This is a genomic window from Azohydromonas sp. (assembly GCF_035325925.1).
Taxonomy (GTDB): Bacteria; Pseudomonadota; Gammaproteobacteria; order Burkholderiales; family Burkholderiaceae_C; genus Calidifontimicrobium.
On sequence record NZ_DAOKZA010000007.1, the window covers coordinates 55,181 to 82,128 of the forward strand.

Annotated in this window: 23 protein-coding genes and 1 tRNA gene; 5 read left to right on the forward strand and 19 right to left on the reverse strand. The window is 70.1% G+C overall.

Annotation, left to right across the window (positions count from 1 at the left end; genetic code table 11):
* The first annotated feature begins 54 nt into the window (after positions 1-54).
* Both PKC53_RS04160 and PKC53_RS04165 read left to right on the forward strand, forming a co-directional pair.
* Positions 55-1,764: a M14 family metallopeptidase gene (locus PKC53_RS04160; protein WP_324426615.1), complete on the forward strand. Its 1,710-nt coding sequence runs from the start codon at positions 55-57 to the stop codon at positions 1,762-1,764.
* Positions 1,765-1,825: 61 nt separating this feature from the next.
* Positions 1,826-3,004: a tetratricopeptide repeat protein gene (locus PKC53_RS04165; protein ID WP_324426617.1), complete on the forward strand. Its 1,179-nt coding sequence runs from the start codon at positions 1,826-1,828 to the stop codon at positions 3,002-3,004.
* A 31-nt stretch (positions 3,005-3,035) separates the two neighbouring features.
* On the opposite strand, the gene PKC53_RS04170 is transcribed toward PKC53_RS04165, so the two are convergent.
* The 4 genes from PKC53_RS04170 to PKC53_RS04185 all read right to left on the reverse strand — a co-directional run bounded on the left by PKC53_RS04170 (position 3,036) and on the right by PKC53_RS04185 (position 9,519).
* Positions 3,036-4,730, reverse strand: coding sequence for an AMP-binding protein (locus PKC53_RS04170; RefSeq protein ID WP_324426619.1), 1,695 nt, complete (start codon positions 4,728-4,730; stop codon positions 3,036-3,038).
* 145 nt (positions 4,731-4,875) lie between these two features.
* Positions 4,876-6,561 carry an AMP-binding protein gene (locus PKC53_RS04175; RefSeq protein ID WP_324426621.1) on the reverse strand — a complete coding sequence of 562 codons (1,686 nt, stop codon included), beginning with the start codon at positions 6,559-6,561 and terminating at the stop codon, positions 4,876-4,878.
* A 105-nt stretch (positions 6,562-6,666) separates the two neighbouring features.
* Positions 6,667-7,485, reverse strand: a complete 819-nt coding sequence (locus PKC53_RS04180) for an HDOD domain-containing protein (RefSeq protein WP_324426623.1) — start codon at positions 7,483-7,485, stop codon at positions 6,667-6,669.
* Between the two features lie 375 nt (positions 7,486-7,860).
* Entirely contained in the window at positions 7,861-9,519 is a 1,659-nt protein-coding gene (locus tag PKC53_RS04185; protein ID WP_324426625.1) for a GMC family oxidoreductase N-terminal domain-containing protein, read from the reverse strand.
* A 230-nt stretch (positions 9,520-9,749) separates the two neighbouring features.
* On the opposite strand from PKC53_RS04185, the gene PKC53_RS04190 reads away from it, so the two are divergent.
* Positions 9,750-10,244 (forward strand): RNA-binding protein, encoded by a 495-nt coding sequence (locus PKC53_RS04190; RefSeq protein WP_324426627.1) that lies wholly within the window; start codon positions 9,750-9,752, stop codon positions 10,242-10,244.
* A gap of 105 nt (positions 10,245-10,349) precedes the next feature.
* On the opposite strand, the gene PKC53_RS04195 is transcribed toward PKC53_RS04190, so the two are convergent.
* The 7 genes from PKC53_RS04195 to PKC53_RS04225 all read right to left on the reverse strand — a co-directional run bounded on the left by PKC53_RS04195 (position 10,350) and on the right by PKC53_RS04225 (position 15,802).
* Positions 10,350-10,661 carry a transcriptional regulator gene (locus PKC53_RS04195; protein WP_324426629.1) on the reverse strand — a complete coding sequence of 104 codons (312 nt, stop codon included), beginning with the start codon at positions 10,659-10,661 and terminating at the stop codon, positions 10,350-10,352.
* A complete protein-coding gene (locus PKC53_RS04200; RefSeq protein ID WP_324426631.1) occupies positions 10,658-11,611 on the reverse strand; it encodes a sodium-dependent bicarbonate transport family permease in 954 nt (317 codons plus the stop codon). Before PKC53_RS04200 ends, PKC53_RS04195 begins: the two co-directional genes overlap by 4 nt.
* A gap of 1 nt (position 11,612) precedes the next feature.
* Positions 11,613-12,755 carry a metal-dependent hydrolase gene (locus PKC53_RS04205; RefSeq protein WP_324426633.1) on the reverse strand — a complete coding sequence of 381 codons (1,143 nt, stop codon included), beginning with the start codon at positions 12,753-12,755 and terminating at the stop codon, positions 11,613-11,615.
* 62 nt (positions 12,756-12,817) lie between these two features.
* On the reverse strand, positions 12,818-13,597 hold the full coding sequence (locus PKC53_RS04210; protein WP_324426635.1) for an SDR family oxidoreductase: 780 nt from the start codon (positions 13,595-13,597) through the stop codon (positions 12,818-12,820).
* Entirely contained in the window at positions 13,594-14,244 is a 651-nt protein-coding gene (lptC, locus tag PKC53_RS04215; RefSeq protein WP_324426637.1) for an LPS export ABC transporter periplasmic protein LptC, read from the reverse strand. Before lptC ends, PKC53_RS04210 begins: the two co-directional genes overlap by 4 nt.
* On the reverse strand, positions 14,241-14,810 hold the full coding sequence (locus PKC53_RS04220; RefSeq protein WP_324426639.1) for an HAD hydrolase family protein: 570 nt from the start codon (positions 14,808-14,810) through the stop codon (positions 14,241-14,243). The genes lptC and PKC53_RS04220 overlap by 4 nt, the downstream gene beginning before the upstream one ends.
* A 2-nt stretch (positions 14,811-14,812) precedes the next feature.
* Positions 14,813-15,802 carry a KpsF/GutQ family sugar-phosphate isomerase gene (locus PKC53_RS04225; RefSeq protein ID WP_324426641.1) on the reverse strand — a complete coding sequence of 330 codons (990 nt, stop codon included), beginning with the start codon at positions 15,800-15,802 and terminating at the stop codon, positions 14,813-14,815.
* A gap of 79 nt (positions 15,803-15,881) precedes the next feature.
* Between PKC53_RS04225 and PKC53_RS04230 the strand changes: the two genes are divergently transcribed.
* Positions 15,882-17,879, forward strand: a complete 1,998-nt coding sequence (locus PKC53_RS04230) for a cation:proton antiporter (RefSeq protein ID WP_324426643.1) — start codon at positions 15,882-15,884, stop codon at positions 17,877-17,879.
* A 33-nt stretch (positions 17,880-17,912) separates the two neighbouring features.
* Positions 17,913-17,989, forward strand: a tRNA-Arg gene (locus PKC53_RS04235).
* Positions 17,990-18,470: 481 nt separating this feature from the next.
* Here the strand turns inward: PKC53_RS04235 and PKC53_RS04240 are convergent.
* The 8 genes from PKC53_RS04240 to PKC53_RS04275 form a co-directional block, all read right to left on the reverse strand.
* Positions 18,471-19,460 (reverse strand): IS5 family transposase, encoded by a 990-nt coding sequence (locus PKC53_RS04240; protein WP_324426645.1) that lies wholly within the window; start codon positions 19,458-19,460, stop codon positions 18,471-18,473.
* 662 nt (positions 19,461-20,122) lie between these two features.
* On the reverse strand, positions 20,123-20,722 hold the full coding sequence (locus tag PKC53_RS04245; RefSeq protein WP_324426647.1) for a hypothetical protein: 600 nt from the start codon (positions 20,720-20,722) through the stop codon (positions 20,123-20,125).
* A gap of 593 nt (positions 20,723-21,315) precedes the next feature.
* Positions 21,316-23,121 carry a hypothetical protein gene (locus PKC53_RS04250; protein WP_324426649.1) on the reverse strand — a complete coding sequence of 602 codons (1,806 nt, stop codon included), beginning with the start codon at positions 23,119-23,121 and terminating at the stop codon, positions 21,316-21,318.
* Positions 23,118-24,263 (reverse strand): hypothetical protein, encoded by a 1,146-nt coding sequence (locus tag PKC53_RS04255; protein WP_324426651.1) that lies wholly within the window; start codon positions 24,261-24,263, stop codon positions 23,118-23,120. The genes PKC53_RS04250 and PKC53_RS04255 overlap by 4 nt, the downstream gene beginning before the upstream one ends.
* Entirely contained in the window at positions 24,256-24,759 is a 504-nt protein-coding gene (locus PKC53_RS04260) for a hypothetical protein (RefSeq protein WP_324426653.1), read from the reverse strand. Before PKC53_RS04260 ends, PKC53_RS04255 begins: the two co-directional genes overlap by 8 nt.
* Positions 24,760-24,939: 180 nt before the next feature.
* Positions 24,940-25,152: an AlpA family phage regulatory protein gene (locus PKC53_RS04265; RefSeq protein ID WP_324426655.1), complete on the reverse strand. Its 213-nt coding sequence runs from the start codon at positions 25,150-25,152 to the stop codon at positions 24,940-24,942.
* A gap of 90 nt (positions 25,153-25,242) precedes the next feature.
* Positions 25,243-25,695, reverse strand: a complete 453-nt coding sequence (locus tag PKC53_RS04270) for a hypothetical protein (RefSeq protein WP_324426657.1) — start codon at positions 25,693-25,695, stop codon at positions 25,243-25,245.
* Entirely contained in the window at positions 25,692-26,876 is a 1,185-nt protein-coding gene (locus PKC53_RS04275) for a tyrosine-type recombinase/integrase (RefSeq protein WP_324426659.1), read from the reverse strand. Before PKC53_RS04275 ends, PKC53_RS04270 begins: the two co-directional genes overlap by 4 nt.
* Between the last annotated feature and the right edge of the window lie 72 nt (positions 26,877-26,948).

The window sequence follows — 26,948 nt, forward strand, 5'->3', positions numbered from 1 at the left end:
CGCGGCGGTGGGGTCGCCACAATCGTGGCCCGACCCCACCACCGCCCGTCGCCGATGCCGCCGCTGCCCGTCCCCCGCTTCGACACGTTCTATCGCCACGCCGAGCTGACGCGGCTGCTGCACGACTACGCCGCCGCTCGCCCCGACCTGGTGTCGCTGCGGTCGATCGGCCGCAGCCACGAGGGGCGCGACATCTGGGTCGCGGTGCTGACCCACCATCCCAGCGGCGACGACCTCGACCGCCCGGCGTTCTGGGTCGACGGCAACATCCACGCCGCCGAGCTGACGGCGTCGACCGCCTGCCTGTATTGGTTGCACCGGCTGGTGACCGGCTACGGCGAGGATGCGCAGGTCACGCAGCTGCTCGACACGCGCGCGGTCTACATCTGCCCGCGGCTGAACCCCGACGGCGCCGAGCTGGCGCTGTTGCCGAGGCCGCGCCACATCCGCAGCTCGACGCGGCCGTACCCCTACGACGAGGAGCCGGTCGACGGCCTGACGATCGAGGACGTCGACGGCGACGGGCGCATCCTGAGCATGCGCATCCGCGACCCGCATGGGTCGTACAAGTGCCACCCCGACGACCCGCGACTCATGATCCCGCGCGAGCCCGGCGAGTTCGGCGGCACCTACTACCGCATCGTGCCCGAAGGCTTCGTGCGCGACTTCGACGGGCTGACGATCACCGTCAACAAGGACCGCGAGGGCCTGGACCTGAACCGCAACTTCCCCGCCTACTGGCGCCAGGAGTTCGAGCAGCCCGGCGCCGGCCCGTACCCGACCAGCGAGCCCGAGGTGCGCGCCATGGTCGACTTCTTCTTCGCGCACCGCAACATCGGCGCGGCGGTCAGCTTCCACACGCACAGCGGCGTGATCCTGCGGCCGATGGGCACGCAAAGCGACGACGACATGACGCCCGAGGACCTGTGGATCTACAAGCGCCTGTCCGACATCGGCGCCAAGCTCACCGGCTACCCGGCGATCAGCATCTTCCACGAGTTCAAGTACCACCCGAAGGAGATCATCACCGGCACGCAGGACTGGGTCTACGAGCACCTCGGCGCGCTGTTCTGGACGGTCGAGATCTGGGCGCCGAACAAGGAGGCCGGCATCACCGACTACAAGTGGATCGAGTGGTACCGCGACCACCCGGTGGCCGACGACCTGAAACTGCTGAAGTGGAGCGACGAGCACTGCGGCGGGCAGGCGCACGTCGACTGGAAGCCGTTCCACCACCCGCAGCTCGGCGAGGTCGAGATCGGCGGCTGGGACAAGATGAACTTCTGGCGCAACCCGCCGCCGGGGCTGCGCGAGCGCGAGGCCGCGCGCTTCCCGGCGTGGCTGGCGCAGCTCGCGCTGTCGCTGCCGCGGCTCGAGTTGCTGCGCACCGAGGTGCGCCGGCTCGGCGAGGACAGCTGGCGCGTGCGCTTCGCGGTCGGCAACGCCGGCTATCTGCCGAGCCACGTCACGCAGCGTGCACTCGACCGCAAGACCGCACGCGGCGTGGTCTTCGAGATCCACCTGCCCGACGCGAGCGAGGCGCCGGCGGTGTCGCTGGTCGGCGGCAAGCCGCGCATCGAGGGACCGCACCTGGCCGGCCACGCGCCGAAGACCTCGCTGCAGGCGTTCCTGCCGCCACGCGAGCTGACCGCCGACCGCGCGGTCGCCGAGTGGGTCGTGCGTGCGCCGGCCGGCACGCGGCTGGGGCTGACCGCGCGCTGCGAGCGCGCCGGCACGGTGCGCACCGAAGTGATGCTCGACTGACGCGCCCGCGCGGCGTACGATCCTCGCCTGGGCGACGCGCGACGCCGCCGAGGATCTTGCGATGCTGCCACGCCCCCTGTGCGGCCTGTTGGCCGCCCTGCTCGCGCTGCTCGTCGGCGCCTGCGCTCACGGTCCAGCCGACCCGCGGCTCGACGACTTCTTCGACGACGCCCGCTTCGCCCCGCCGCCGACGCCGGTCGACGGCAGCGCCTTGTTCGCGCTCAGCGACGAAATGCGTCGCTTCGTGGCCCGCGAACTGGTGCTCGGCACCGCGGACCCACGCCGGGTGCTCGTCGACGCGCTGTACGGGCGCAAACTGCGCATCGAGTACGACTCGACGCTGACGCGCACCGCGGCGCAGGCGTTCGACGAGCGTGCGGGCAACTGCCTGTCGCTGGTCGCGATGACCGCCGCGCTGGCCAAGTCGATGGGCCTGCCGGTGCGCTACCAGAGCGTGGTCGTCGACAGCAGCTGGAGCCGCAGCGGCGACCTGGTGCTGGCCAACGGCCACATCAACGTCAGCCTCGGGCGCAAGCTGGGCCGCGGCCCGTCGGTCGACGACCGCGACGAGCTGCTGGTCGACTTCCTGCCGCCGGAGGACCTGCGCGGCGCACGTACGCGCGCGATCGGCGAGGCCACCGTGGTCGCGATGTACCTGAACAACCGCGCCGCCGAGCTGATGGTCGACGGCGCGCTCGACCTGGCGTACTGGCACGCCCGCGAGGCGATGCGCCGTGACGCGGGGTTCCTCGCCGCCTACAACACGCTGGCGGTGATCTACCTGCGGCGCGACCGACCGGCCTCGGCCGAGCGCGTGCTGCGCGCGGTGCTCGAACGCGACCCGCGGCACACGGTGGCGATGGCCAACCTGGTGCCGGCACTGCAGCGCCAGGGCCGGCACGAGGAGGCGGCGGCGTGGACCGAACGGCTGGCGCGCGCCGAGTCGCACCCGCCGCTGCACTTCCTCGCACTGGGCCGCGCCGCGATGCGCGACGGCGACTACCGCCAGGCCAAGCGCTGGTTCGAGCGCGAGCTGGCGCGCGACGCGAGCTACCACGAGGTGCACTTCTGGCTCGCGGCGGCGCACCAGGCGCTGGGCGAGCACGAGCACGCGCGCCGTCAGCTGGCGCTGGCGCTGGAGAACAGCCACACGCGCACGACGCGCGCGATGTACGAGTCCAAGCTCGCGCGGCTGAAGAGCGCCGCCCGCCCCGCGGCCGCACCCGCGCCGGGCGGCTGAGCGCGCCGGGGCCCGCCTCGGCGGGCTGGCTTCAGGCGCCGTGCCAGATGACCGGCTTGCCGCTGCTCTCCCATCGCGCGTACTGCGCGGCGAAGGCGTCCTCGATGCGGTTGCGCTTGACCTTGAAGGTCGGCGTGATCAGGTCGTTGTCGACGGTCCAGGCCTCGGTCATCACGACGATGCAGTCCATCTGCTCGTGCGGGTCGAGCGTCGCGTTGACCGCCTTCAGGTGCTCGGCCAGCGACGCCTCGAGCTCGGCCTTGCCCTCCGTGGTGGCCGCCTGCTGCGCCGCCTCGGCGCTGAGCATCACCAGGCCCAGCGGCTGGCCCAGGTTCGCGCCGGTGACGCAGCAGGCCTCCACGGCGGCGTGCATCACCAGCTTGTCCTCGATCGGCGCCGGTGCGACGTACTTGCCCTTGCTGGTCTTGAACAGATCCTTCACACGGCCGGTGATGCGCAGCCGCCCCTGCGCGTCGATCGTCCCCTTGTCGCCGGTCTTCAGCCAGCCGTCGTCGGTGACGGTCTCGCGCGACAGCTCGGGCTGCCGGTAGTAGCCGGTCATCGTCCACGGCGAGCGCACCTGGATCTCGCCGTTGTCGGGCGCGATGCGGCACTCGACGTCTTCGTAGACGCGTCCGACGGTGCCGAACTCGGCCGGGTCGCCGGTGGAGATATGGCTGGCGCCGAGGTTTTCGGTCATGCCGTAGCCCTCGGCGACCTGCAGGCCGAGGCGCTCGTACCAGCGCAGCAGCTCCAGCGGCATCGGCGCGGCGCCGCCGACGGCGAAGATGCACTGGTCGAGGCCCAGCGCCGAGAGGATCTTCTTCTTGACGATCCCGTTCAGGATCGGGATCTTCAGGAACAGCCCGAGCTTCTTCTCCGGCATCTTGTGCAGCACGCCGCGCTGGAACTTGACCCACAGCCGCGGCACGCTGAAGAACACGGTCGGGCGCGCGCGCTGCAGGTCCTGCGCGAAGGTGTCCAGGCTCTCGGCGAAGTACACGTGCATGCCGGTGTACAGCTGCCCATGCTCGACCAGCGCGCGCTCGACCACGTGCGACAGCGGCAGGTAGCTGAGCATGCGCGACTGCTCGTTCAGCGGGATGCGCTTGAGCCCCTGCACCAGCACCCGCGCGAAATTGCCGAAGGTGTGCATCACGCCCTTGGGCGTTCCGGTGGTGCCGGACGTGTACATGATCGTCGACAGGTCGTTCTCGGGCCGCGTCGGCTTGCCCTTGAGCGCCGGCGTCTTCGCGACGATGTCGTCCCAGCGCGGGTAGCTGCGCTTCGCGTCGTCGGGTGACAGCGGGTGGCTGATGCACGGCAGCGCGGCCGGCACGCCGGGCTTCATGTGCTCCCAGCCGTCGAGCTTGCCGACGAACAGCACCTTCGACCCCGAGTGCGCGAGGATCTGCGTGATCGTCGCCGGTGCCAGCGTCGGGTACAGCGGCACCGACACGCCGCCGGCGAGCCAGATCGCGAAGTCGCTCATCATCCAGTGCGCGGTGTTCTTCGACAGGATCGCCACGCGGTCGCCCGGCCCGACGCCCAGGCTTTGCAGGTGCGTGGCCATGCGCCGCGCCTGGTCGCACACCTCGCGCCAGGTGTAGTCGCGCACGACCCCGGCGCCCATCGGCTGCGTGAACGCGACCTTGTCCGGCGCGGTCGATTCCCAGTGGTACAGGCGCTGCAGCGCCAGGGCGTCGTCGGTGGTGGCGGTGGTCATCGATGGGCTCACTGCCGCGCGGCAGCGCGGTGGGTTGGAGGAAGATCGGGCGGGGCGCGCCGGCGCAAGGTTAGCCGACGCGGCGCGGGCGCGGCCGCCGGGCGGCCTGGCCGTGGCGCGAGGGCTTGCGTTTGGTCAAGGCCACTCACGGCCACACGACGGCCGTGCCGGCCTCGGTCCAGCGCTCGTAGTGCGCAGCATAGGCCTGCTCGATGCGGCCGCGCCGAACCTTGAAGGTCGGCGTGACGAAGCCGTTGTCGACCGTCCACGCGGTGGTCATGACGACGGCGCAGCCCAGCCGCTCGTGCGGGTCGAGCGCCGCGTTGACGGCGCCCAGGTGCGCGGCCAGCGACGCCGTGATCGCGGCGCGCCCCGGCCCGTGCGCCGCGCGCGACAGCGCGTCGGCGTTGAGCATCAGCAGCGCCAGCGGCTGCGCCAGGCTGGCGCCGGCGACGACGCAGGCCTCGACGTCGGGGTGCATCACCAGCCGGTCCTCGATCGGCGCGGGCGCCACGTACTTGCCCTTGCTCGTCTTGAACAGGTCATTGACGCGGCCGGTGATGCTCAGCCAGCCCTCACCGTCGAGTCGTCCCTGGTCGCCGGTTTTCAGCCAGCCGTCGGCGGTGAAGGTCTTGCGCGTCAACTCGCCCTCGCGGTAGTACCCGAGCATCACGCCGGGGCTGCGCATCTGGATCTCGCCGCTGTCCGGGTCGATGCGGCACTGCACCCCCTCGTAGGGCAGGCCGACGCTGCCAGGTTTCGTGCGCCCCGGCAGCGTCGAGTGCGACACGCCGCAGTTCTCGGTCATGCCGTAGACCTCGATCAGCGGCAGGCCGAGCGCGGCGTACCAGCGCAGCAGTTCGGGCGGCATCGGCGCCGCGCCGCCGGCGGCGAAGCGGCACCGGTCGAGGCCGAGCGCGGCCAGCACGCGGCGGCGCACCAGGCCGCCGAGCAGTGGCACCGCGAGCAGCCGCCGCAGGCGCGCCGGTGGCAGCTTCGCGTGCACGCCCTGCTGGAACTTCAGCCACAGGCGCGGCACGCTGAAGAACATGGTCGGCCGTGCGCGCTGCAGGTCGGCGGTGAAGGTGTCCAGGCTCTCGGCGAAGTACACGTGCATGCCGGTGGCGAGCTGGCCGTGCTCGACCAGCGTGCGCTCGGCCACGTGCGCCAGCGGCAGGTAGCTGAGCATGCGCGCGTCGGCATCGATCGGCACGCGCTTCAGGCCGGCGTCGACCGCCCAGGCGAAGTTCGCGAAGCTGTGCATCACGCCCTTCGGCTGCCCGGTGGTGCCCGAGGTGTACATGATCGTCGCCAGGTCGCCACCGTCGCGCACCGGCTCGTCGGCCAGCGGTGCGGTGACCGCGACGATCTCGTCCCAGCGCGGCAGGCCCGCGCGCGCCTCGGGCGGCGCCAGCGGCAGCGCGATGCACGGCAGCGCGTCGGGCACGCCCGCGCGCATCGCCGGCCAGCCGTCGAGTTTGCCGACGAACAGCAACCGCGCGTCGCTGTGCTCGAGGATCTGGCGCACCGTCGCCGCGGCGAGCGTCGGGTACAGCGGCACCGAGACGTGGCCGGCGATCCAGATCGCGAAGTCGGCGATCAGCCAGTGGGCGCAGTTCTTCGACAGGATCGCGATGCGGCTGCCCGCCGGCAGCTCGTGAGAGCGCAGGTGCGCCGCCATGCGGCGCGCCTCGTCGGCCACCTCGGCCCAGGTGTGAACGACCACCACGCCGGCGCCGACCGGCTGCGTCAGCGCAACCCGCCGCGGCGCACTGCGCTCCCAGTCGTACAGGCGCTGCAGCGCGAGCGACTCGCGCGGCACGGTGGGCATCGGTGGGGCGGCGACGGACACGACCGCGCAGCCTAGCCGCGACGCGGCGAGCGACCTAGCGGGTTTGCCTGCACGCAATGGCGCCGCCGGCGCGGCGACGCAAGTTCAGCGCCCGTGGGCGCGCGCCTCCTCGAGATGCTCGTGCACCTTGCGCGCGGCACGCAACACCAGCGTCTCGTCCAGCGGCACCTGCGGCGCGACACGCTGCACCACCGCCTCGAGCTGGTCGGCGTCGCGCATCAGCACGGCGGCGACCGCCGACAGCGCCAGCACCGCGGTGCGCTGCATGCCGGCGGGCAGGTCAGCGCCGGCCTGCACCTCGACGTGGTGGCGCACGCTCGCCACCGCCGGAGCCGCCAGGCCCCAGCTCTCACAGAGCGCCGCACCGAGCGCCTCGTGGCTGACGCCGAAGCCGGCGCGCTCGAGCGAGATCAGCTCGAGGTCGTTGGCCGCAGCACGCAGCATCGAGCGATAGTGATCGCTCGCATGGCGGAACAGCACCGCCTTGCCGCACTCCTCGAACAGCCCCGCCGAATGGGCGGCCCAGCCGTCGACGCCGAGCTGCTGGCCCATGCGGCCCATGACCATCCCGCGCACCGCGGCGCGCTGCCAGATCGGCTCGAGCTCGGGCGCCGGCGGGAACGCGGCACGCAAGCCCATCTCGAAGGTGATCGCCGCGACCTCGCGCATGCCCAGGTAGGTGATCGCCTGCTGCACCGTCTGCACCCGGCCCTTGAGACCGTACAGCGACGAGTTGACCGCCTTCATCACCGACGCCGCGAGCGCCATGTCGGACTCGATCAGCGCCGACACCGCCTGCAGGTTGATCTCGTCCTCGGCGAGCAGCAGCGACAGTTTGACCAGGGCCTCGGGCTGGGCGGGGATGTCGATGTCGAGGCTGCGCAGTTCGGGGTCGACGGGCATGGCGGGTCGGCGTGGCGGGATCGGCGAACCATGCTAGGGCGGCGCGATGGCCGCGGTCGGACGAAAAGCCCGCGCTATCCGGCGTTCCAGCGCGGCACGGCAGCGCAAAAAGAAAGCGCCGGCAACGCCGGCGCTTCGGTCCGCATCGACTCGGCGTCGTCCATGCGGCGACGCCCTTGCGGCGGATGCATCGTTGTCGGGCGATCGGTGTTGTGCAGTCTCCTCGGGCCTCCGTCCAGCCGACCGCGGCGTGACCGGCCGTGGCGCTGCGAGAGCGCGCAGTCTAGGCAGCACCGCCGCGCACCGAAATCCGGGCTTACCCCCGTCGCAGCAACGCCGCCTCGCGCCGGTCGACGTCCCGACGAGAGCGGGCGCTCACGAACCGGCGGACTCCTTGTCGATCAGCCACTGTGCGGCGCGCTCTGCGATCATCAGCGTCGGCGAATTGGTGTTGCCGCTGGTGATCGTGGGCATCACGCCGGCGTCGACCACACGCAGCGCGTCCACGCCGCGCACGCGCAGCCGGCTGTCGACCACCGCCATCGCGTCGTCGATGCGGCCCATGCGCGTGGTGCCCACCGGGTGGAAGATGGTCGTGCCGATGTCACCGGCGAGCCGGACGAGTTCCTCGTCGCTGCGGTACTCGACGCCGGGCTTGATTTCTCGCGGGCGGTAGCGCGCCAGCGCCGGCATCGCGGCAATGCGCCGCGTCAGTCGCAGCGAGTCGGCGGCGACCTGGCGGTCTTCGGGCGTGCAGAGGTAGTTCGGCTCGATGCGTGGCGCGTCGTCGGCGCGCGGCGAGCGGATGCGCACCCGTCCGCGCGACGTCGGGTTCAGGTTGCACACGCTGGCAGTGAACGCGTTGAAACGGTGCAGCGGCTGGCCGAAGGCGTCGAGCGACAGCGGCTGCACGTGGTACTCGACGTTCGGCCAGCGCTGCCCGGGCGACGAACGGGTGAACGCGCCGAGCTGCGACGGCGCCATGCTCATCGGCCCGCTGCGGCGCAGCAGGTACTCGAGCGCGATGCCCGCCTTGCCCCACGGCGTGCCGGCGATGGTGTTCAGCGTGCGCACGCCCTCGACGCCGAACACGGCGCGGATCTGCAGGTGGTCCTGCAGGTTCTCGCCGACGCCGGGGAGGTCGTGCCGCGGCTCGATGCCCAGGCCCCGCAGCAGCGCCGCCGCACCGATGCCCGAGCGCTGCAGCAGCGCCGGCGTGCCCACCGCGCCGGCGGCCAGCAGCACCTCGGCGCGCGCGCGCGCCGCCGCCGGCAGCCCGGGGCCCCGCAGCTCGACGCCGCAGGCGCGCCAGCGGCCGTCCGCGCCGCGCTCGAGCTGCACGCGCTCGACGGTGGCGCCGGTCCACACCGTGAGGTTCGGCCGCGCGCGCACCGGGTGCAGGAAGGCCTTGCTGGCGTTCCAGCGCACGCCGCGCCGCTGGTTGACCTCGAAGTACCCGACGCCCTCGTTGTCGCCGCGGTTGAAGTCGTCGGTGGCCGGGATGCCGGCCTCGCGCGCCGCCTGCGCGAACGCGTCGAGCACGTCCCAGCGCAGGCGCTGGCGCTCGACGCGCCACTCGCCGCCGTGGCCGTGGTGGGCGCGGAAGTCGTCGTCGCCGCCGGCGTCGCCGCGCCAGTGGTCCTCGTGGCGACGGAAGAACGGCAGGCATTCGTCCCACCGCCAGGCGGCATCGCCGGTGAGCTCGGCCCAGCCGTCGTAGTCGCGACTCTGGCCGCGCATGTAGATCATGCCGTTGATGCTCGAGCTGCCGCCGAGCACCCTGCCGCGCGGGTAGCGCAGGCTGCGCCCGTTCAGGCCCGCATCGGGCTCGGTCTGGTATAGCCAGTCGGTGCGCGGGTTGCCGATGCAGTACAGGTAACCGACCGGGATGTGGATCCACAGGTAGTCGTCGCGCCCGCCGGCCTCGAGCAGCAGCACGCGGCGCCGCGGGTCGGCGCTCAGCCGGTTCGCCAGCAGGCAGCCGGCGGTGCCGGCGCCGACGATCACGTGGTCGAACTCGGGCGCGGGAGGCATCGATCGCGATGCTAGCGCCCGTCGCGTGCACCAACCCGGGGCCGGCGGCGCGCCGACCCGGGGGAAACCCGCAATGACACAAAACAACAAATCGGCACCGCAAGATTGCGGCGCGGCACCGAAGCTTGATAATCAGCAGGCCTGTGTCTGGATGCGGCGCCTTCGGTTGAATGTCTCACGATGGGTTGAAGCTCCACCTGGTTATCCGTGATTGAACAAAGGGCTTCCCCATGGGAAACAAGTTGTACGTAGGCAACCTCGCCTATAGCGTGCGCGACGAATCGCTCCAGCAGGCGTTCTCGCAGTTCGGCACCGTCACCTCGGCGAAGGTCATGATGGACCGAGAGACGGGACGCTCTAAGGGTTTCGGTTTCGTCGAGATGGGCAGCGACGCCGAGGCGCAGGCCGCCATCAACGGCATGAACGGCCAGTCGCTCGAAGGGCGCGCGGTCGTCGTCAACGAAGCTCGCCCGCGTGAGGACCGCCCCGGCGGTGGCTACGGCGGCGGCGGTGGTCGCGGCGGCTACGGCGGTGGTGGTGGCGCGGGCGGCGGCTACGGCGGTGGTGGCGGCGGTGGCCGCAGCCCCTACGGTCGCGGGGGCGGTGGCGGTGGCGGCGGTTACGGTGGTGGCGGCGGCGGTGGGCGCGGCGGCTACGGCAGCGGCAGCGGCGGCGGTGGTCGCGGCGGCTACGGCGGCGACCGCGGCGACCGCGGCGGCTACTGAGCTCCCGCCCGGCCGGGCTGCGCCCCGGCGGGACCCAGTCGCATCAAGAGGGCACCGGCGGCGACGCCGGTGCCCTTTGTCATCGGCGCGCGCCCGCGGCCGACATCAGTAGCGCTGCGGACGCAGCACGCGCACGTCGCTGAGGTACATCGCCACCGCGTAATGCGGCGCGTACGTGGCGAGCACGTGGTCGGCAATCGCGTCGGCGACTGCCGCCTCGCAGATCAGCTTCAACTCGATCGTGCGGTCGGCCTCCCAGGCGCCTTCGCGCACCCCCTCGGCGCCGGCGCCGCGCACCTCGCCGACGGTCCACCCCTGAGCGCCGAGGCGGCACGCGTCGCGCACCAGCGCCCTTTCGATCACCGCCTCGGCGACAATCACCAGCAAGGTCTTCGGATGGCGTGCGCTGCTCGTCATGTCCAGGCCCGGGCGAGTTCGATGTACAGCGGAATCCCGATCACGATGTTGAACGGGAACGTGATGCCCAGCGCCGCGGTGATCGACAGCGCGGCGTTGGCCTGCGGCACGGCGACACGCATCGCGGTCGGCGCCGCGATGTAGCTCGCGCTGGCCGCCAGCGTCGCGACGATCGCCACGCCGCCGGTCGTCAGCCCGAGCAGCACCGCGGTGAATCCCCCGAGCAGCGCCAGCAGCGGCGGCGCCACGAGACCGACCGCCAGCACTGCGGCGCCGAAGCGCCGCACCTCGGCGAGGCGCGCGCCGGCGACCAGACCGAGTTCGAGCAGGAACAGCGCGAGCACGCCCTTGAACGGGGTCACGAACACCGCCTCGATCGGCGCGACGCCGGCGTCGCCGGCCACCGCGCCGATCAGCAGCCCGCCGGCGAGCAGCAGCACGCTCTTGCCGAACAACACGTCGTGCGCCAGCGCGCCCCAGCCGCCGGCCGCCGGCGCCGCGGCGGTCGCCGACCGGCGCTGCACCCAGCGCGCGATCAGGATGCCGGCGACGATGCCCGGCGCCTCCATCACCGCCACCCACAGCGCCGCGTGGCTCTCGTGCTCGATGCCCGCACGCGCCAGCGCCGCGATGGCCACCGCGAAGGTGACCACGCTGACCGAGCCGTAGTGCGCCGCCACCGCGGCGGCGTCGAGTGCGCCCAGCCGCAGCGCGCGCAGCGCCGGGTACAGCAGGAACGGGATCGCGAAGCCCAGCGCCATGCACGCCGCGATCTGCGGTGCCAGCGCGCCCAGCGGCTGGCGGCTGAGTTCGAGCCCGCCCTTCAGCCCGATCGCCAGCAGCAGGTAGATCGACAGCGTCTCGTACAGCGCCTCGGGCAGGCGCAGGTCGCTGCCCACCAGGCGCGCGAACACGCCCAGCAGGAAGAACAGCACGACAACGTCGATCACCTCACACCGGATTGAGCACGCCGCCCTCGAGCTTGACCAGCGTCGCCGCGCGGTCGCCGTTCAGGCACACGCCGTAGCGAAACGGCGCCTCGTCGCGGCCGGGGAAGGCGAAACGCAGGTCGCCGAACACCGCGCAGCGCTCGACGCCGCCGTCGGCGCCGCGGCGTTCGCTGGCCTGCACCAACACCGGCGCGGCGGCGAACCATCGGTAGGTCGCCAGCGCCTCGTGCTGCCAGGCCTCGCGCGCCCAGGCCGCGTCGCCGTCGTCGCCGAAACGCGGCAGCGTGCGCCACGTGGCCTGCGCCACCGGCGCGTAAGGCGCCGACAACCGGCGCACGAAGTGATCGTCGGGCCTCGCGACGAGCGGCTCGCGGCGGCGCGTGTTCAGGTCGGTGACGTGGTAACGATCGCCGTCGTACACCGTCACCGTCCAGTTGAAGGGCGACGCCGGCCGCGGCATCGCGTCGACCTCGACCGCGGCGATGCCGGCGCGCTGCGCGTGCTGCCGGCCGGCGTCGAGCGCGTCCTGGCGCGCGTCCCAGGCCAGCGCGACCCAGGCCGCGGCCAGCGCCAGCCCGGCCCACGCCGGCCAGCGCCGCCGCGGCCAGACCGCGGCGAGCAGCAGCGCGACGATCAGCACACCGCTGAACACCAGGTCGATGATGAACATCGCGCCCAGCCCGAAGCGCGCGTTGGACAGCGGCGACAGCAGCATCGTGCCGAACTGCGTGATCCAGTCGCCGGCGATGTGCACGACGATCGCCGCCAGCACGATCACGTACAGGCCTTTCCAGCCGCCGGGCTGCGCGCGCGTGGTGGCGAACCAGCGGCTCATCAGCAGCGCCAGCAGCCAGGCCCACAGCGGCGCGAGCAGAAGCGAGTGCGTGGCGCCGCGGTGATGGCGCAGGTAGGCCATCTCGCCGGCCCAGCCGACGACGAAGTCGAGGTCGGGAAACGCCGCCGCCAGCGTGCCGGCGGCCACCGCCTGCCACGGCGCCAGCGCGCCGGCGCGACCGTCCCACGCGGCGGCGAAGCGCCCGACCGGTGGCGCGGCGGGCGGCGCCACCGGGGCCACGGCCGGCGCGCGCACGCAGATCGCGCGCGCCAGCAGCGCCCCCGACAGCGCATGCGTCAAGGTGTCCATGGGTCGCGAGCATGCCGCGCGTCGCGCCGCCGCGCAGGCGACGGGTCATTCGTTGCGCGGCGTCACTCGTGGCGACGGCGCTTGCGGCCGCGGCGCTGCGTCAGGCGGTCGAACCACGCGTTCGGCAGCGCACGCATCAGCTTGGCGACGACCGCCATCTGCCACGGGATCACGCGGTAGCTCGCCCCCGCCTCGATGGCGCGGAACGCGCGCTCGGCGAACGCCTCGGGCGACAGCAGGAACGGCATCGCGTAGCGGTTGCGCGCGGTCAGCGGCGTGGCCACGTAGCCCGGCAGCAGCGTGACGACGCGCACGCCGTGGCGTCGGCACTCGCCGCGCAGGCTCTCGCAGTAGGCGACCACCCCCGCCTTGCTCGCGCAGTACGCGCCGTGGCCGGGCAGCCCGCGGATCGCCGCGACGCTGGCGATGCCCACCAGCGTGCCGGCGCCGCGCTCGCGCATCGGCGCGAGGAACGGGTGGAAGGTGGCGGCGACCCCGAGCAGGTTGATCTCGAGCGTGTCGCGCATCACCTCCAGGTCTTCGCGCTCGGCGGTGTCGATGCCGACGCTGATGCCGGCGTTGGCGATGACCACTTCGGGCAGCCCCTGGCGCGCGATGCACTCGCGCCCGGCCGCGTCGATCGCGTCGATCTGCCGCACGTCGGCGGCGTACACGGCGCACCGCCCGGCGTCGAAGCCCTGCGCGCGCGCCCACGCCTCGGTATCGGCGCCGCGGCGCGCGACCAGCGCCATCCGCCAGCCGGCGCGGCCGTAGCGCAGCGCCAGCGCCTGGCCGATGCCGCTCGACGCGCCGGTGATGAACACCAGCGGTTCGCCGCTCACGGCCGCCCCCGCAGCGGCTCGAGCGTCGCGCGCAGCGGCCCGTCGAGCCGTGCGGTGCCCGCGCGGTGGTCGACCACCATGCCGGCGGCGCGGATCTCGTTGCGCCCCTGCGTCAGCGTCACCGGCTGGTCGGAGCGCAGCACCTGCGTCTCGACGAAGGCGTGCAGGAACTCGCCGCGGAACTCGGCGGGCGTGCCACCGTCGACCGGCACGTAGCGCACCTGCGCGCCGCCGCGCAGCTGCACCTCGGTGGAGGCGTCGTTGGTCAGCGCGTGCCGCGCGCTGGCCAGCGTCACGGCACCCCGGGCATCGATCGCACGCAGACGCACCTGGTCGATCTCGATCGTCTGGTCGGCCGGGTAGTGGCGCAGCACGTCGCCCTCGACCTGCAGACGCAGTGCGCCGTCGGCGGCGAAGCGCTGCAACAGAACACCGTGCATCGTGTAGTCGGGCTCGCCGGCGAGCACCGGCGCGTCGACGCGCTCCTCGGGCACCGGCGTGTTGCGCACCAGCCACCAGGTGGCCAGCGCCAGCAGCGCCATCACCAGCAGCGGCAGGTACGCGCCCACCAGCTCGCGCGCGCGCCAGTGCCATGGCTGGCGCGGGGCCGCCGGCGCGGGGCGGGGGGCGGCCGGGCTCAGGATCACCGCGCGTCGAGGGTCGCGAGCTGGCCGTGCAGCAGGCGCGCGTAGTGACCGCCGGCCATCAGCAGCAGGTCGCAGAACTCGCGCGCCGCGCCGTGACCGGCGCGCGCGGCCGTCACGTGGTGCACCGCGGCGAGCACTTCGGCGTGTGCGCCGGGCGGGGCGCAGGCAAAGCCCACGCGCGCGAGCAGCGGCAGGTCGGGCCAGTCGTCGCCGATCGCCGCCACCTCGGCCCAGTCGAGGCCGAGCTGCGCACGCACGCCGTCGGCGGCGGCGAGCTTGTCGCCAACGCCGAACGACGCGTGCACGATCCCGAGGTCGCTGACGCGCCGGCGCACCGCCGCCGAGTCGCGCCCGGTGATGACCACCGGTGCGATGCCGACCTGCGCAAGCAGCTTCAGCCCGTGGCCGTCGAGCACGTGGAACGCCTTCAGCGTCTCGCCTTGCTCGCCGATGTACAGCGTGCCGTCGGTGAGCACGCCGTCGACGTCGAACAACGCGGCGCGCATTCCCAGCTGCGGGCCCTGCGCCTTCAGCAACAGCGCCGGGGGGAACTGCAGCGCGACCATCGTCAGATCACCTTCGCGCGCATCAAGTCGTTGGTGTTCAGCGCGCCGACGAAACGCCCGTCGGCATCGACGACGATCACGCTGGTGATGCGGTGCCGCTCCATCAGCGTCGCCGCGTCGACCGCCAGCGCGGTGTCAGCGATGGTGCGCGGGTTCGGGTGCATCACCTCGCCGGCGGTGAGCCCGCGCAGCTCGCCGCCCTTCTCGATCAGCCGGCGCAGGTCGCCGTCGGTGAAGATGCCGATGGCGCGCCCGGCCGCGTCGACCACCGCCGTGAAGCCGAGCCCCTTGCCGGTCATCTCGCGCAGCATCTCGCCGAAGCTCGCACCCGGGTCGACGCGCGGCAACGCGTCGCCGCTGCGCATCAGGTCGGCCACGTGCACCAGCAGGCGCCGCCCGAGCGCCCCGCCTGGGTGCGAGCGCGCGAAGTCGTCCTCCTTGAAGCCGCGCGCGTCGAGCAGCGCCACCGCCAGCGCGTCGCCGAGCGCGATCTGCGCCGTGGTGCTCGCGGTGGGCGCCAGGTTCAGCGGGCAGGCCTCCTGCTCGACCGCGCTGGACAGCACCAGGTCGGCATGGCGCGCCAGCGTCGAGTCGGCACGCCCGGTCATCGCCAGCAGCGGCACGCCCTGGCGGCGCAGCAGCGGCACGATGGCGTTGAGCTCGTCGCTCTCGCCCGAGTTGGAGATCGCCAGCACCACGTCGTCCGGCGTGACCATGCCCAGGTCGCCGTGGCTGGCCTCGGCGGGGTGCACGAACATCGCCGGCGTGCCGGTCGACGCGAGCGTGGCGGCGATCTTGCGCCCGACGTGCCCGCTCTTGCCCATGCCCATGACGACCACGCGGCCGCGGCAGGCCAGCATCGTGTACGTTGCCTGCGCGAACGCGTCGTCGAGCCGCGCCTTGACGCCGGCGAGCGCGGCGGCCTCGATGTCGAGCGTGCGCGCGGCCAACTGCAGCGCGCGCGCGGCGTCGAAGGCGGGAGCGGCAGTCATCGAACGGGAGGCGGCGGCAGGCTCACTTACGATCATGGGATTCTAGGTGCCGCCCCGGCTCACGCGCCCCGCCCGCTCCATGGCCACCACGCTCGACATCGCCTTGCTGTACCTCGTCGCTGCCGTGGCCGGGGTGGTTGTCTGCCGCTCGCTCAAGCTGCCGCCGATGCTCGGCTACCTGGTGGTCGGCGTGCTGATCGGCCCGAACGCGCTGGCGCTGGCGGCCGACTCGGCGAGCGTGCGCTACCTCGCCGAGTTCGGCGTGGTGTTCCTGATGTTCGTCATCGGGCTGGAGTTCAACCTGCCGAAACTGCGCAGCATGCGCACGCTGGTGTTCGGGCTGGGTCTGAGCCAGGTGCTGCTGACCATCGCCGGCACGCTCGTCGGCCACCTGCTGCTGCGCTGGATCTACTCGCACACCGACACGCCGTGGCAGCTCGGCTGGCAGGGCGCGGTGGTGCTGGGCGGCGCGATCGCGATGTCGAGCACCGCGATCGTCGCCAAGCTGCTCGCCGAGCGCCTCGAGCTGGAGAGCGAGCACGGCCGCCGCGTGATGGGGGTGCTGCTGTTCCAGGACCTCGCGGTGGTGCCCCTGCTGGTGCTGATCCCGGCGCTCAACGCCGAGCCCGAGCAGCTGGCCATCGCGATCGGGCTGGCGACGCTCAAGGCCGGCGCTTTGCTGGCCCTGCTGCTCACCGGCGGGCAGCGGTTGATGCGCTGGTGGCTGACGCTGGTGGCGCGGCGCAAGAGCGCGGAGCTGTTCGTCCTGAACCTGCTGCTGATCACGCTGGGGCTGGCCTGGCTGACTGAGCACGCCGGGCTGTCGCTGGCGCTCGGGGCGTTCGTCGCCGGCATGCTGGTCGCCGAGACCGAGTACAAGCACCAGGTCGAGGCCGACATCCGCCCGTTCCACGACGTGCTGCTCGGGCTGTTCTTCATCACCATCGGCATGAAGCTCGACTGGCGGCCGGTGCTCGACCAGTGGGGGCTGGTGCTGCTGCTGACCACGCTGCCGCTGGTCGTCAAGGCGGCGCTGGTGACCGTGCTGGCCTGGGTGTTCCGCGCCGCGCCCGGCGTGGCGCTGCGCACCGGGCTGTACCTGGCGCAGGCCGGCGAGTTCGGCTTCGTGCTGCTGACGTTGGGCGCGCAGCAGCAGCTGATCGAGCCGCAGTGGGTCAGCCCGGTGCTGGCGAGCATGGTGCTGTCGATGCTGGCCACGCCGTTCGTCGTGATGAACGCCAACCGCATCGTCGGGCGCGCGTTCGCCAGCGACTGGATGGCGCAGTCGGTGCAGCTGACGTCGATCGCAACCAAGGCGATCCGCACCAGCGCGCACGTGATCATCTGCGGCTACGGGCGCAGCGGGCAGAACCTGGCGCGACTGCTCGAGAAGGAGAAGATCCCGTACATGGCGCTCGACCTGGACCCCGACCGCGTGCGCCAGGCCGCCGCCGCCGGCCACAGCGTGGTGTTCGGCGACGCGGCCAAGCTGCGCAGCCTGATGGCCGCCGGGCTCGCGCGCGCCAGCGCGGTGGTCGTCAGTTACCACGACACGCCGTCGGCGCTGAAGATCCTGCACCAGGTGCGCGAGCACGCCCCGCAGGTGCCGGTGCTGGTGCGCACGATCGACGACGCCGACCTCGAAACGTTGCGCGCCGCCGGCGCCACCGAGGTGGTTCCCGAGGCGATCGAGGGGTCGCTGATGCTGGCCAGCCACACGCTGGCACTGGTCGGGGTGCCGATGCGCCGCGTGATCCGCATCGCACGCGACGCGCGCGATGCGCGCTATAGCCTGCTGCGCGGCTACTTCCTCGGCGCCGACGACGACACCGTCGACGAACTGAGCCAGCCGCGGCTGCACACGCTGAGCCTGCCCGCCGCGGCGCCCAGCCTCGGTCAGCGCCTGGGCGCACTGGCGCTGGGCGCGATGGGCGTGCAGGTCGTGTCGGTGCGACTGGGCTCGGGCCATATCGTCGAGGCCGGCGACGACCACGTGCTCGGCGCCGGCGACACGCTGGTGCTGTCGGGCGTGCCCGAGACGCTGGCGCTGGCCGAGGACAAGCTGCTGCGCGGCTGAACCCCGGCCGCGCCGGTACAATCGCGAACCCACGCGCCCGTAGCTCAGCTGGATAGAGTACTGCCCTCCGAAGGCAGGGGTCGGACGTTCGAACCGTCTCGGGCGCGCCAAGAATTCCTGGCAAGACAAGCACTTAGCGGCGCTCATGGGCGCCGCTTTGCGCTTGTGGGGAGAAAGTGGGGAAAGGCACCCCGCGAACCCACTGGGGAAACAAGCTGCTCGACCGGCCGACAGCGCCATCGAGGGGTAGGGGGGATGGGGCACCGGGGAAGGGTCACCCCCACCCCCTTGGTGTCGTGCGCTCAGTGCGCCGGCCGCCTCGCGCGTGGACCCAAGAGGACCAACCCAAGCGAGTGGCGTCGATCGCAACGCAGCAGGCACCGGTACCCTGACAGCAGCAGGTCGCGCCTTGACCAGCGACGACGAACGGCCTTAACTTCGCGACGAACGACGTGGAAGGTCTAGGGATGGTCTGAACAAAGCCCATCCAGCATGAGCATCACGCCGAACGAGCTGAATTGACGGTGCTGTCCTGCAATGGGTGCGATGACTGCTCGATTCATCTCGTCCGAGGCCTCCAATGGCCTGTTTTCATGCCGTCTTCGGTTGTTGCGGACGGACTTGCCCATCCAGTGCCAACAACGTGCGCCGGACCATCCACAGGTTGGACAGCGCGAACAACGTGACCAGCTGCGCCGTGTTCTTCTTCAGTCCGCGGTAGCGCACCTTGACGTGACCGAACTGACGCTTGACCACGCGGAACGGGTGCTCGACCTTGGCACGCACGCTGGCCTTGATGCGCTCGACCTGATCGATGAGCTGATCGACGACGCGGCTCTTGTCCAGCGCGCGGCGCTTGCCCGGGCGCATGGCCACGTGCCAGCGGACATCGTCGTTGGCGTCGGCTCGCTTGTGAGCCCCCTGGTAGCCGGCGTCGGCAAAGACATCGGTCTCTTGCCCATGCAGCAGGCTGTTGCCTTCGACGACGTCGCTGACGTTGGCGGCCGTGCCGCGCACGGTGTGGACCAGTCCCGAGTCGGCGTCCACCCCGATGTGCGCCTTCATCCCGAAGTACCACTGGTTGCCCTTCTTGGCCTGGTGCATCTCGGGGTCGCGTTCGCCGCCGGCGTTCTTGGTCGAACTCGGCGCGGCGATCAGCGTGGCGTCGACCACGGTGCCGGCCTTGAGCATCAGGCCCTTGCCCAGCAGCACACCGTTGACCGTGGCCAGGATCTGCTCGGCCAGCTTGTGGCGCTCCAGCAGGTGGCGAAACCGCAGGATCGTGCTCTCGTCGGGCAGACGCGTATCCCAGCCCAGGCCGGCGAACTCGCGGAACAGCGGCACGTCGTGCAGCGCCTCTTCCATCGCCGGGTCGCTCAGCGTGAACCACTGCTGCATGAAGTGGATGCGCAGCATGGTCTCCACCGGAAACGGCGGCCGGCCCTTCTTGCCCTCGGGAGCGTTCGGCGCCACCAACTCCACCAGCGCCGCCCACGGCACCACTCGCTCCATCTGCGCCAGGAACTCGCGTTTGCGCGTTCGCTTGGTCGTCAGGTTCAGACCCAGGTCGGCTTGCTTCATGGATCAGATCGTCGCGGCGTCAGCGCAGTGCGGCAAGCAGAGTTGCCCGGGGTTTATGCAGACCATCCCTAGCGAGGCATCCCATGAGAGGCATTATTGCGATTCTGTCTTTGAGTATTTTGGTTACAGGGTGCTCAAGTCCCACAAAATATCAGCCAGAAGGAATGACTGGCGGCTTTACTGATACGCAGCTAGACAAGAACATTTTCAGAGTTACCTTTAAGGGTAACGGTTTTACAAGCCCAGAAAGGGCGCAAGACCTCGCGCTACTCCGCAGCGCGGAGCTTGCACTGAAGAATGGATTTAATTACTTCGCCATTATTGATGAACGAGCTAGGGTAAGTACAGGCGTAGTAACCACGCCGACTCAGTCGAACACCACCGGCTCAGCGACAGTGATTGGTAGTAGTGTGTACGGTCAATCAAGAACCACAACCACGGGCGGTATTCCTATTGTAATTAGCAGACCGTCTACAACAAACACGATATATTGCTTCGTAGATCGCCCCTCTGACAGTATTTATGTCTACGACGCTCGCTTCTTGTGGGAATCACTATCGAAGAAGTACGGCGCCGCGCCGAGTCGCTGAGGTGGAGCACTTGACTTCGCGACATCCCGTCTCCCAAGTGGCAGTAGGGTAGCGTAGAGGTATCGCGAATTGCTAGAAATTGGGTTGTAAGTCAGCCAAAGGCGCTGAGTGTGGGAAGTCCAGCGCACCGAGAAGCGCGTCCAATATCTGCATCGCGATCTCGGCGTCGGTCACGTCAGGCTGGCCAATACGCAGCGCTGTTAGGGCGCGCGCAGCTTGCAGGAGTTCGACTTGTAGCCTAGGCATCGTCGCGTCGAGGCTGTCGCCGCAGTAGTCGCGGTGGTGTTCGAGCAGGTGCTTCGGCCCGGCCGAGCGTCCATATCGGCTAGCGCGGTCGATCATGCACACCGTCTCCTTGTGGTGGTTATAGATGGCGACCGCAGCGCGCTCGGCGTAAACATGGCGCCATTTCGGTTCTGTGTGCTCGTGGGCGTCACTCGCGAACCTTGCTCGGATTGCGTCGGCCGCGGCAGCGGAGTACGGGTACGGGTCGCTCGCAGTGAATTCGATCAGACTACCCAGCAGGTCGGCGAAGGCGTCCAGGACGGTGGCAGAGGTGCCCTTTGGGCACTCGGTGTGTCGATGGAGCATTACGCCGTGGCCAGGATCTCGCACGGTTACTGTGACGGGGATGCGGGACGAGGCGAAGTAGTCATCCCAGGACGTAATCATCGTAGGTCTCCTTGGGCGGGTTGAAAACCCGCAGTGCTTCAGGAAGGGATAAGGCCGAGCGCGGGCGCCCGCGCGGGGTTCTTGGGGCTTGCGTGCCTGGCGGTAGCCACCACAGCGTGAGGCGGCGCCGGCCGTCAGGTCGACGATCCCACACACGCTCGCGATGCCAGCCAGCGATGAGTAGGTGCGCAGCGAGTGCTCGCGGCGTCAGGCCCGTGCGGCGTGCCAACTCCGTCGCGGTGCAGGGGGTGCGGGGTAGCTGCGCGACTACCTCGGCGCGGCGAAGCAGGGCGAGGCACCAGGGTGGCAATGTGGGCAGGTTAGGGGGTGATTTGTCCATGTTCATCGCGGACCGTGCAGGGGGGGTTGGGATTTACGGGGTCGCTCGGCGACCCCGTAACGACCCCGTATGAAAAAATCTTTGTAAATCAACGGGTTACGGAGATTTACGGGGTCTACGGGGTCGGCAGGCTCGCTTTTTCTCTTTCTTCCTTCTTCTCTACCCCTTTTCCTTTTTTCTAAGAAAAGAAGGATGACGACCCCGTAGACCCCGTAAAACGCGCGCAAGTGCTTGATTCATAAGAATTTTTTGGCTACGGGGTCGTTACGGGGTCGGTAGCCGACCCCGTAATAGCGAGCGGGCTGCCCGTCACCGACGCGCGCGCCGCTTGCCGGCAGCTGAAAAATGCCGCGCTGCGGTTGTTCGCACTCGTGAACGCCAGACTCCAGCCGAGGGCGGCAAGCGTGGGAAGGCGGTGCTCAAGCGCGCCGCGCAGCGCTCGCTCGTTGGCGGGCGGGCGGTCCCATACATGACCCGATCCCGCCCACGCGCGCAAGACTTGAACCTCGCTGAGCAACTGCCCAAGCGTCATCGCGACCGACACGCCGCCCTGAGCGTCGAGGCTGGCGGCCCACCCTGGCGACGTGGCCCACTTCGATGCCGGGGGCATGGCGCCTGCCTTCGCGCTCGCGGCGCGCTTGTTGACAACCTCAAGTACCGTGGAAAGCAGCGGGTCGTCCTCCGCGGCGGCAACAGCGTCGGTTCGGCGCCGGCCGTCCATCAACTCGCCGAACCACCCCGGTGCCCGCCCTAAGGACTGGTGGATCGCCTCGCCTAACTGCTCGAAGTCGACGAGACGATGGCCGTATTGCCGTTGTCCTTGAACGACGCGCAACCTCGCTAGCCCGGCAGCCAGCAGCGTGCACACCGCGCCCAGCAGCCTGGGGTGTGCTTGTTGGAACTCTGTGCGAACGTCTTGCGCCGACTGGTATCCGCCGCTAACCACATCCAGGCGCAGCGAGATCGTGCGCGACCGCGCATCCGACCGCGTGACCACGCGCGAGATCGACGTTATGAGTACCGGTGCGAGCACATCCACGCAAGCCACGTCGTGCTGCTCGTACAAGCGCCTATGGCTGATCTGGCCGCCCGTGGCGACTCGACACAGCAGGTCTTGCTCGTCCGGTGTGAGACGGCTGGCGTTGTCCAGATGGAGCGTGTAGCGTTGCGATGCGGCCGCCATTACGTCTGCCTCCGTAAGCCGCACGGTGGGCAGTTCGCCGCTGACGGTCGGGTCAACGATGCTCGCCAGATTCCGCGCCAGTGTCGACTTGCCAGCCCCAGCGGGTCCGAGGATTTCCAGGATGGGCTTCGGTGTCTTCGGACGCAGGCACTCGACCAGCCACACGAGCACCAGATGCTGGTCGTCGCCGTTCACGCCCCAGTGGCTCAACTGCTTGCAAAGCACCCGTGCCGCCTCGTTTGCATCGGATATCTGGGTTGGCTCAGGCAGCGTGCCCACGCCCGCGCCACGATGAAACAGCGACTCGCTTTGCGCTTCGACTTGATATCCCTCACTCGCGACGCGTACCAAGCGCCCCACATCGTCGGCCATGTCGAGCAAGACCGACTCTTGGGCGTCCCCAGCGATGCGCAGATGAACGCGCCGCACGTCCCGGCGTCCGCGGGCCTCGTCGCGCTTGATAGCCAACAGGCCCTCTGCAACTTCCTTGGACGCCCGCTTGCCCGTGGCTTGCGCCAGCTTTGCGCGCACGTGATCGAGTGATTCCGACGCCTGCGCGTGCAGAACGTCGACCCGGCCGCCCGCACGCCGGAGCGCCAGCCTGGCGCTGCCGTGCTGGTCGATGAATACATCCAGCCCGGCCGCGACAGCGTTGCCCTGGTTCGTCTCGTGATATCGGGCGCCTAGCTTGGCTTGGCGCTGAGCCTCACGCTCGGCGGCCGGCGTCGGGGCTTCATCGTCCGGGTGGCTTACAGGCGCGGCGGCGAGTGCAACCACAGTCGCCCTGGCCGCATCTACCTGCGTGGTGTCGTCGCCTTCCCGCACTTCGCGCCGGGGTGCGCGCGCTTCGGCCAACCGTGCTTTTAACAGGCTCATGCAGCGACCCCCATCACTTCGCGCACCCCCTCCCATGTCTTCGGGTGATACGCAACGAGGTACGTCCATGCGCCCTTCGTGCCATGCCATCGCCCACTGCGTACTGCATCGAGGCAAGCTGCCAGCGCGCGGTCCCGCGCCGTCTTGAACAGTGCACCTGCCGCGGCGTCCAGCCCGATATGCGACTTCCAGCGGTCAAACCTGAGCCGCGGGTCGTACTGGGGCTTGTCGTTGCCCGCACGCCTTTCCGGGTCGGCTCTGTCCGAGAAGGTGACCGCCATCTCGCGAAGCTCGTCATGCAGGTCGCCTGCGTCGCGCGCAATTGCCGCAAGAAGGGAGATGGCGCGGTTCCAGTCTTCGTAGTCGTTCGGGTCGAACATGCGCAACGCGTGCTCAACCTGGGCGATACATACGGACGCGACAGGCCAGATGCAAACGTTTCTCGCCGGCACCGCCCTCCGCTGCCTGCTGGATGCAACACCCCCGACAGCAATCGCAAGCGCGTGAGCACTGGCGACACCGCCCTCGACGACCCAGCGGCGCGCAAGGCGCGACCGAGACGGCGCAGCGCACCACGCGCCTTGTTGCTGGTAAAGCCGTGACCCCGTGCCGTCGGCGCCACCTTCAAACAGCAGGGCATTCGCACCGCGCCATGCGCGTGCATACCGGCTCGAATCCAGCGCGGAGTCCACAGGAAGGGCCAGTCGCGCCCGCAAGCCCGGCTTGAGCCCGATGCTCCAACTCGTCCACGCGACGAAGGCCACGCCGCCTTGTTTGAGTGCTCGCCCGGCCGCCTCGAACGCGTTGGGCGACAGCCCATCAAGGTCGAAGACAAGCCACGTGGCGTCGCTGACGTGTGCAGCGCTTCGCTGTCGTCCTTCGAGCGGGCGGCCCTCTCGCTCGGCTCTCTCGCGCGTTCTGCCCACGAGTGGGGCTTCCTTCAGCGAGCACGGCACGAAGTACGGTGCGGCTTCTTTGTTCTCGACGATGGCCGGCCCGCTGGCAGGCGCCACTGCGTCGACAAGTTCACCCCACCGCGCGTCGCGCAACTCGCGAAGGGGCGCAGTGTCGAAGAAGCCCCTAAAGATCGTCACATCACCGCGCCAGGCGTCGAGCGTCATTTCGGACGCGAGATCACGCACCGCTGACCTCCTCGATCACCACGGCAGGCGCCGTGCCGCTCAGAACGATATTTACGCTGAACGTCGACCGCGTGGGCGCCTCAGTGCGCGCGGACACCACTCCAGCGATGCGGCTCAGCACATCGGCGACACGCACACACGTGCCCGCGGGCAGGTCGGGGCGTTGCGCGTGTTCGTGCAGTCTGTCGATTACGCAGATCAGCGCCTCGTGGGCCTTCGCCCGCGCCAGCGTGCCATCGCCGCGCATCATCACTGCCCTGGCCTCGACCTCGGCGGCTGTATCCGGGTGCTCAAGACGCGCGCGCGCAGCCTCACTGTCGAGCCCGTGCAGCGTGGCCAGTTCTTCGAGCGTGATGACGCCGTTGGCGAATAGCGCGGCGTCCGCAACAAAGGCTGCGTTTGCCTCGGGCTGCGCAGGGAACGACAGCGGCAAGAGGTTCACGGCGCCGCCCTCCACGCCGCCCCAGGGCTCCACGAAGATGGGTCGCGCAGCCATGACAGCACGTCGCTGCGGCGCCAGCGGGCAAATCGTCGACCGAGCTTCACCGGCGCCGGTGCTCGCTGCTCGGCGATGGCCTTGTATAGCCCCGACTTGCTGATTCGTGCCATCGCTTGCACCTGGCGTCGGTCAAGCCACGCTTCGGTAAGTTCGTCGGACATTCGAGCCCTCCCGTCTTCACGAATCGCGCTCGGCGACGCGAGCGGCGATCCACGCGTCGACCTCGGACGCGACGAAGCGAATTGAGCGCCCCAGCTTTACCGGCTTCGGAAACTCGCCCCGCGACATCAGTTCATACGCGCGCGAGCGGCTCAAGCCGGCGCGTGACCATGCGACCTCGCCGGGCTCCAGCCTCGGCACCGCTGCTGCTTCGGGCTGCACTTCGATCATTACGGTCCCCCAGTAAGCCCGCGGATCCCGCGGTACGCCGCAAGTCTTTTGCAGCACCCCCCCTGGGGGCGAATTCCGCCCGTAATGTCGCTACGTTGCGTCCTTGACCTCGTGAAGCAAGGGCACACGCCGCTCTTCACCCCGACCCACGGGCGCCCATGATGGCCCCAGCGGCGCGCTGCGCTTGATCGTCACCATAGGCCCGCGCAGCAGCTTGCGCGCGTACTGCCTCACTGTGTCCGGGTCGTTCAGGCCGTAGGCCACAGCCGCGCGTCGTGCCGCCTCGGCAAGCGACATCGCCCCGTTTCGGCGGTAGTCGTTCGCCAGCTCGGCCGCCTGCCGCGTACGGCAGTTCGAGGACGCCCTTCGCCCCGCTTTGCGACGCATGATCTCGCCCTCGAACGCGTTACGCGGCTTCTTGGGCAGCGTGCCCGCGTAGAACGCTTCCCGTGCTTCGTCGAGCGTCGTCGCAGGCGGCGCGTACTTGAACGGCCTGCCACGCTTTGGCGCGGCCTTCCGCTGGCCGGTGCTCGTGCCGCTCATACCGCCAGCGTGGCCAAAGCCGCCGCTGCGTGGTCGGCGCGCAAGTGCCCGTAGTGGCGCTCGATCATCGCCACGCTCGTGCCGCTCAACTGGGCAACGGTGAGCAGGTCGAGCCCCTGCGTGACGAGGTCGGTGATGACGCTATGGCGCAGCGTGTACGCGGTGACTTGTTCCCCAAGCCTGGCCGCCGCCGCTGCCTCCTTGATGGGCCACTTCCAGGCGTCCTTGCCCCACGCCTTACCGTCCGCGCGCGAGAACAGCGGCGCCGCGGGTAGCTTGTCAACCGTCTGCGCCTCGAAGAACGCTGCCGTCGACGCAGGGAGCTTGATCCTTCGATCGCGCCCGGCCTTGTCCTTGCCGATGCTCAGCACGCCGAGGCGTTTGTCGTAGCTGGCCACCGTCAGGCTTGCAAGGGCGCCCGGGCGCAGCGGGACCAGCGCCAGACCACGCAGGAACGCCCCGACGTCGGCCGGGGCCTTGTCGATCAGCGAGCGCCGCTGCCCGGCATCGAGATACGTCTCACGTCGTCCGTCGGCGTTTCTGATCGGCCGCAGTGCCACGCGCCAAGCCATGTCGCTGGTGACGTAGCCTGCATCGTGCGCGTGGTTCAACGCAGCGCGCAGCGCGACCATGTCGCGGTTGACGCTGGCCGGTGCGCGGGGCCGCACCCGGCGCTCGCCTTCCTTGCTTCGATCAACGCGCGCAGGCGTGCTTGCGAGTCTGGTGCGCCAAGCCTCAATGCGGGGCCGGGTCAACTTTTCGAGCGGCGTATCGGCCAGGGCGGCGTCCGCGTACACCCAGCGCTCGTATCGCTTCTTGATGTCCTTGGCCGCATCCTCGCCCTTGCGCGTGCGCACGTGCTTGAGGTAGTTCTCGCAGGCAGTTCGAACGGAAATCGGCGTCGCGCTGCCCCCTCGGCCGAGGTGCGCGAACCACTCCGAAGCGGCCTTCACAGCAGCGTCGAACCTGTCCGACGCGGGCAGATGCGCGAAGTCGCCCAAGCTGCGCTTGGTCTGCTTGCCGGTGTCAGGGTCGCGGCTGCGCGCGATCCACGTGCCGACGCTCGCGGGGCTCAGGCGCTGGAACCCGAGGTACAGCCCCTTTTGCAGCTTGGTGAAGTACGGCTCGTGACGTGGCTTGAGCTTGCTGCGGGCGGCAACCGTGCTGATCGTGGCGGGCATGGCGGTGGGTGGTGGGAAAAAAGTGGGAAAAGTTTACCCACATCCACCCGCTTCCCTGTGAATCCTCTTCAG

What these genes read in the sequence shown, in the direction of transcription:
- PKC53_RS04180 (WP_324426623.1), bottom strand. Translation starts at nt 7,485, where the DNA reads ATGCCCGTCGACCCCGAACTGCGCAGCCTCGACATCGACATCCCCGCC.
- PKC53_RS04275 (WP_324426659.1), bottom strand. Translation starts at nt 26,876, where the DNA reads ATGCCCGCCACGATCAGCACGGTTGCCGCCCGCAGCAAGCTCAAGCCA.
- PKC53_RS04270 (WP_324426657.1), bottom strand. Translation starts at nt 25,695, where the DNA reads ATGAGCGGCACGAGCACCGGCCAGCGGAAGGCCGCGCCAAAGCGTGGC.
- PKC53_RS04205 (WP_324426633.1), bottom strand. Translation starts at nt 12,755, where the DNA reads ATGGACACCTTGACGCATGCGCTGTCGGGGGCGCTGCTGGCGCGCGCG.
- PKC53_RS04240 (WP_324426645.1), bottom strand. Translation starts at nt 19,460, where the DNA reads ATGAAGCAAGCCGACCTGGGTCTGAACCTGACGACCAAGCGAACGCGC.
- PKC53_RS04260 (WP_324426653.1), bottom strand. Translation starts at nt 24,759, where the DNA reads ATGGCTGCGCGACCCATCTTCGTGGAGCCCTGGGGCGGCGTGGAGGGC.
- PKC53_RS04245 (WP_324426647.1), bottom strand. Translation starts at nt 20,722, where the DNA reads ATGATTACGTCCTGGGATGACTACTTCGCCTCGTCCCGCATCCCCGTC.
- PKC53_RS04230 (WP_324426643.1), top strand. Translation starts at nt 15,882, where the DNA reads ATGGCCACCACGCTCGACATCGCCTTGCTGTACCTCGTCGCTGCCGTG.
- PKC53_RS04225 (WP_324426641.1), bottom strand. Translation starts at nt 15,802, where the DNA reads ATGACTGCCGCTCCCGCCTTCGACGCCGCGCGCGCGCTGCAGTTGGCC.
- PKC53_RS04265 (WP_324426655.1), bottom strand. Translation starts at nt 25,152, where the DNA reads ATGATCGAAGTGCAGCCCGAAGCAGCAGCGGTGCCGAGGCTGGAGCCC.
- PKC53_RS04160 (WP_324426615.1), top strand. Translation starts at nt 55, where the DNA reads ATGCCGCCGCTGCCCGTCCCCCGCTTCGACACGTTCTATCGCCACGCC.
- PKC53_RS04190 (WP_324426627.1), top strand. Translation starts at nt 9,750, where the DNA reads ATGGGAAACAAGTTGTACGTAGGCAACCTCGCCTATAGCGTGCGCGAC.
- PKC53_RS04195 (WP_324426629.1), bottom strand. Translation starts at nt 10,661, where the DNA reads ATGACGAGCAGCGCACGCCATCCGAAGACCTTGCTGGTGATTGTCGCC.
- PKC53_RS04250 (WP_324426649.1), bottom strand. Translation starts at nt 23,121, where the DNA reads ATGAGCCTGTTAAAAGCACGGTTGGCCGAAGCGCGCGCACCCCGGCGC.
- PKC53_RS04220 (WP_324426639.1), bottom strand. Translation starts at nt 14,810, where the DNA reads ATGGTCGCGCTGCAGTTCCCCCCGGCGCTGTTGCTGAAGGCGCAGGGC.
- PKC53_RS04175 (WP_324426621.1), bottom strand. Translation starts at nt 6,561, where the DNA reads ATGCCCACCGTGCCGCGCGAGTCGCTCGCGCTGCAGCGCCTGTACGAC.
- PKC53_RS04170 (WP_324426619.1), bottom strand. Translation starts at nt 4,730, where the DNA reads ATGACCACCGCCACCACCGACGACGCCCTGGCGCTGCAGCGCCTGTAC.
- PKC53_RS04165 (WP_324426617.1), top strand. Translation starts at nt 1,826, where the DNA reads ATGCTGCCACGCCCCCTGTGCGGCCTGTTGGCCGCCCTGCTCGCGCTG.
- PKC53_RS04185 (WP_324426625.1), bottom strand. Translation starts at nt 9,519, where the DNA reads ATGCCTCCCGCGCCCGAGTTCGACCACGTGATCGTCGGCGCCGGCACC.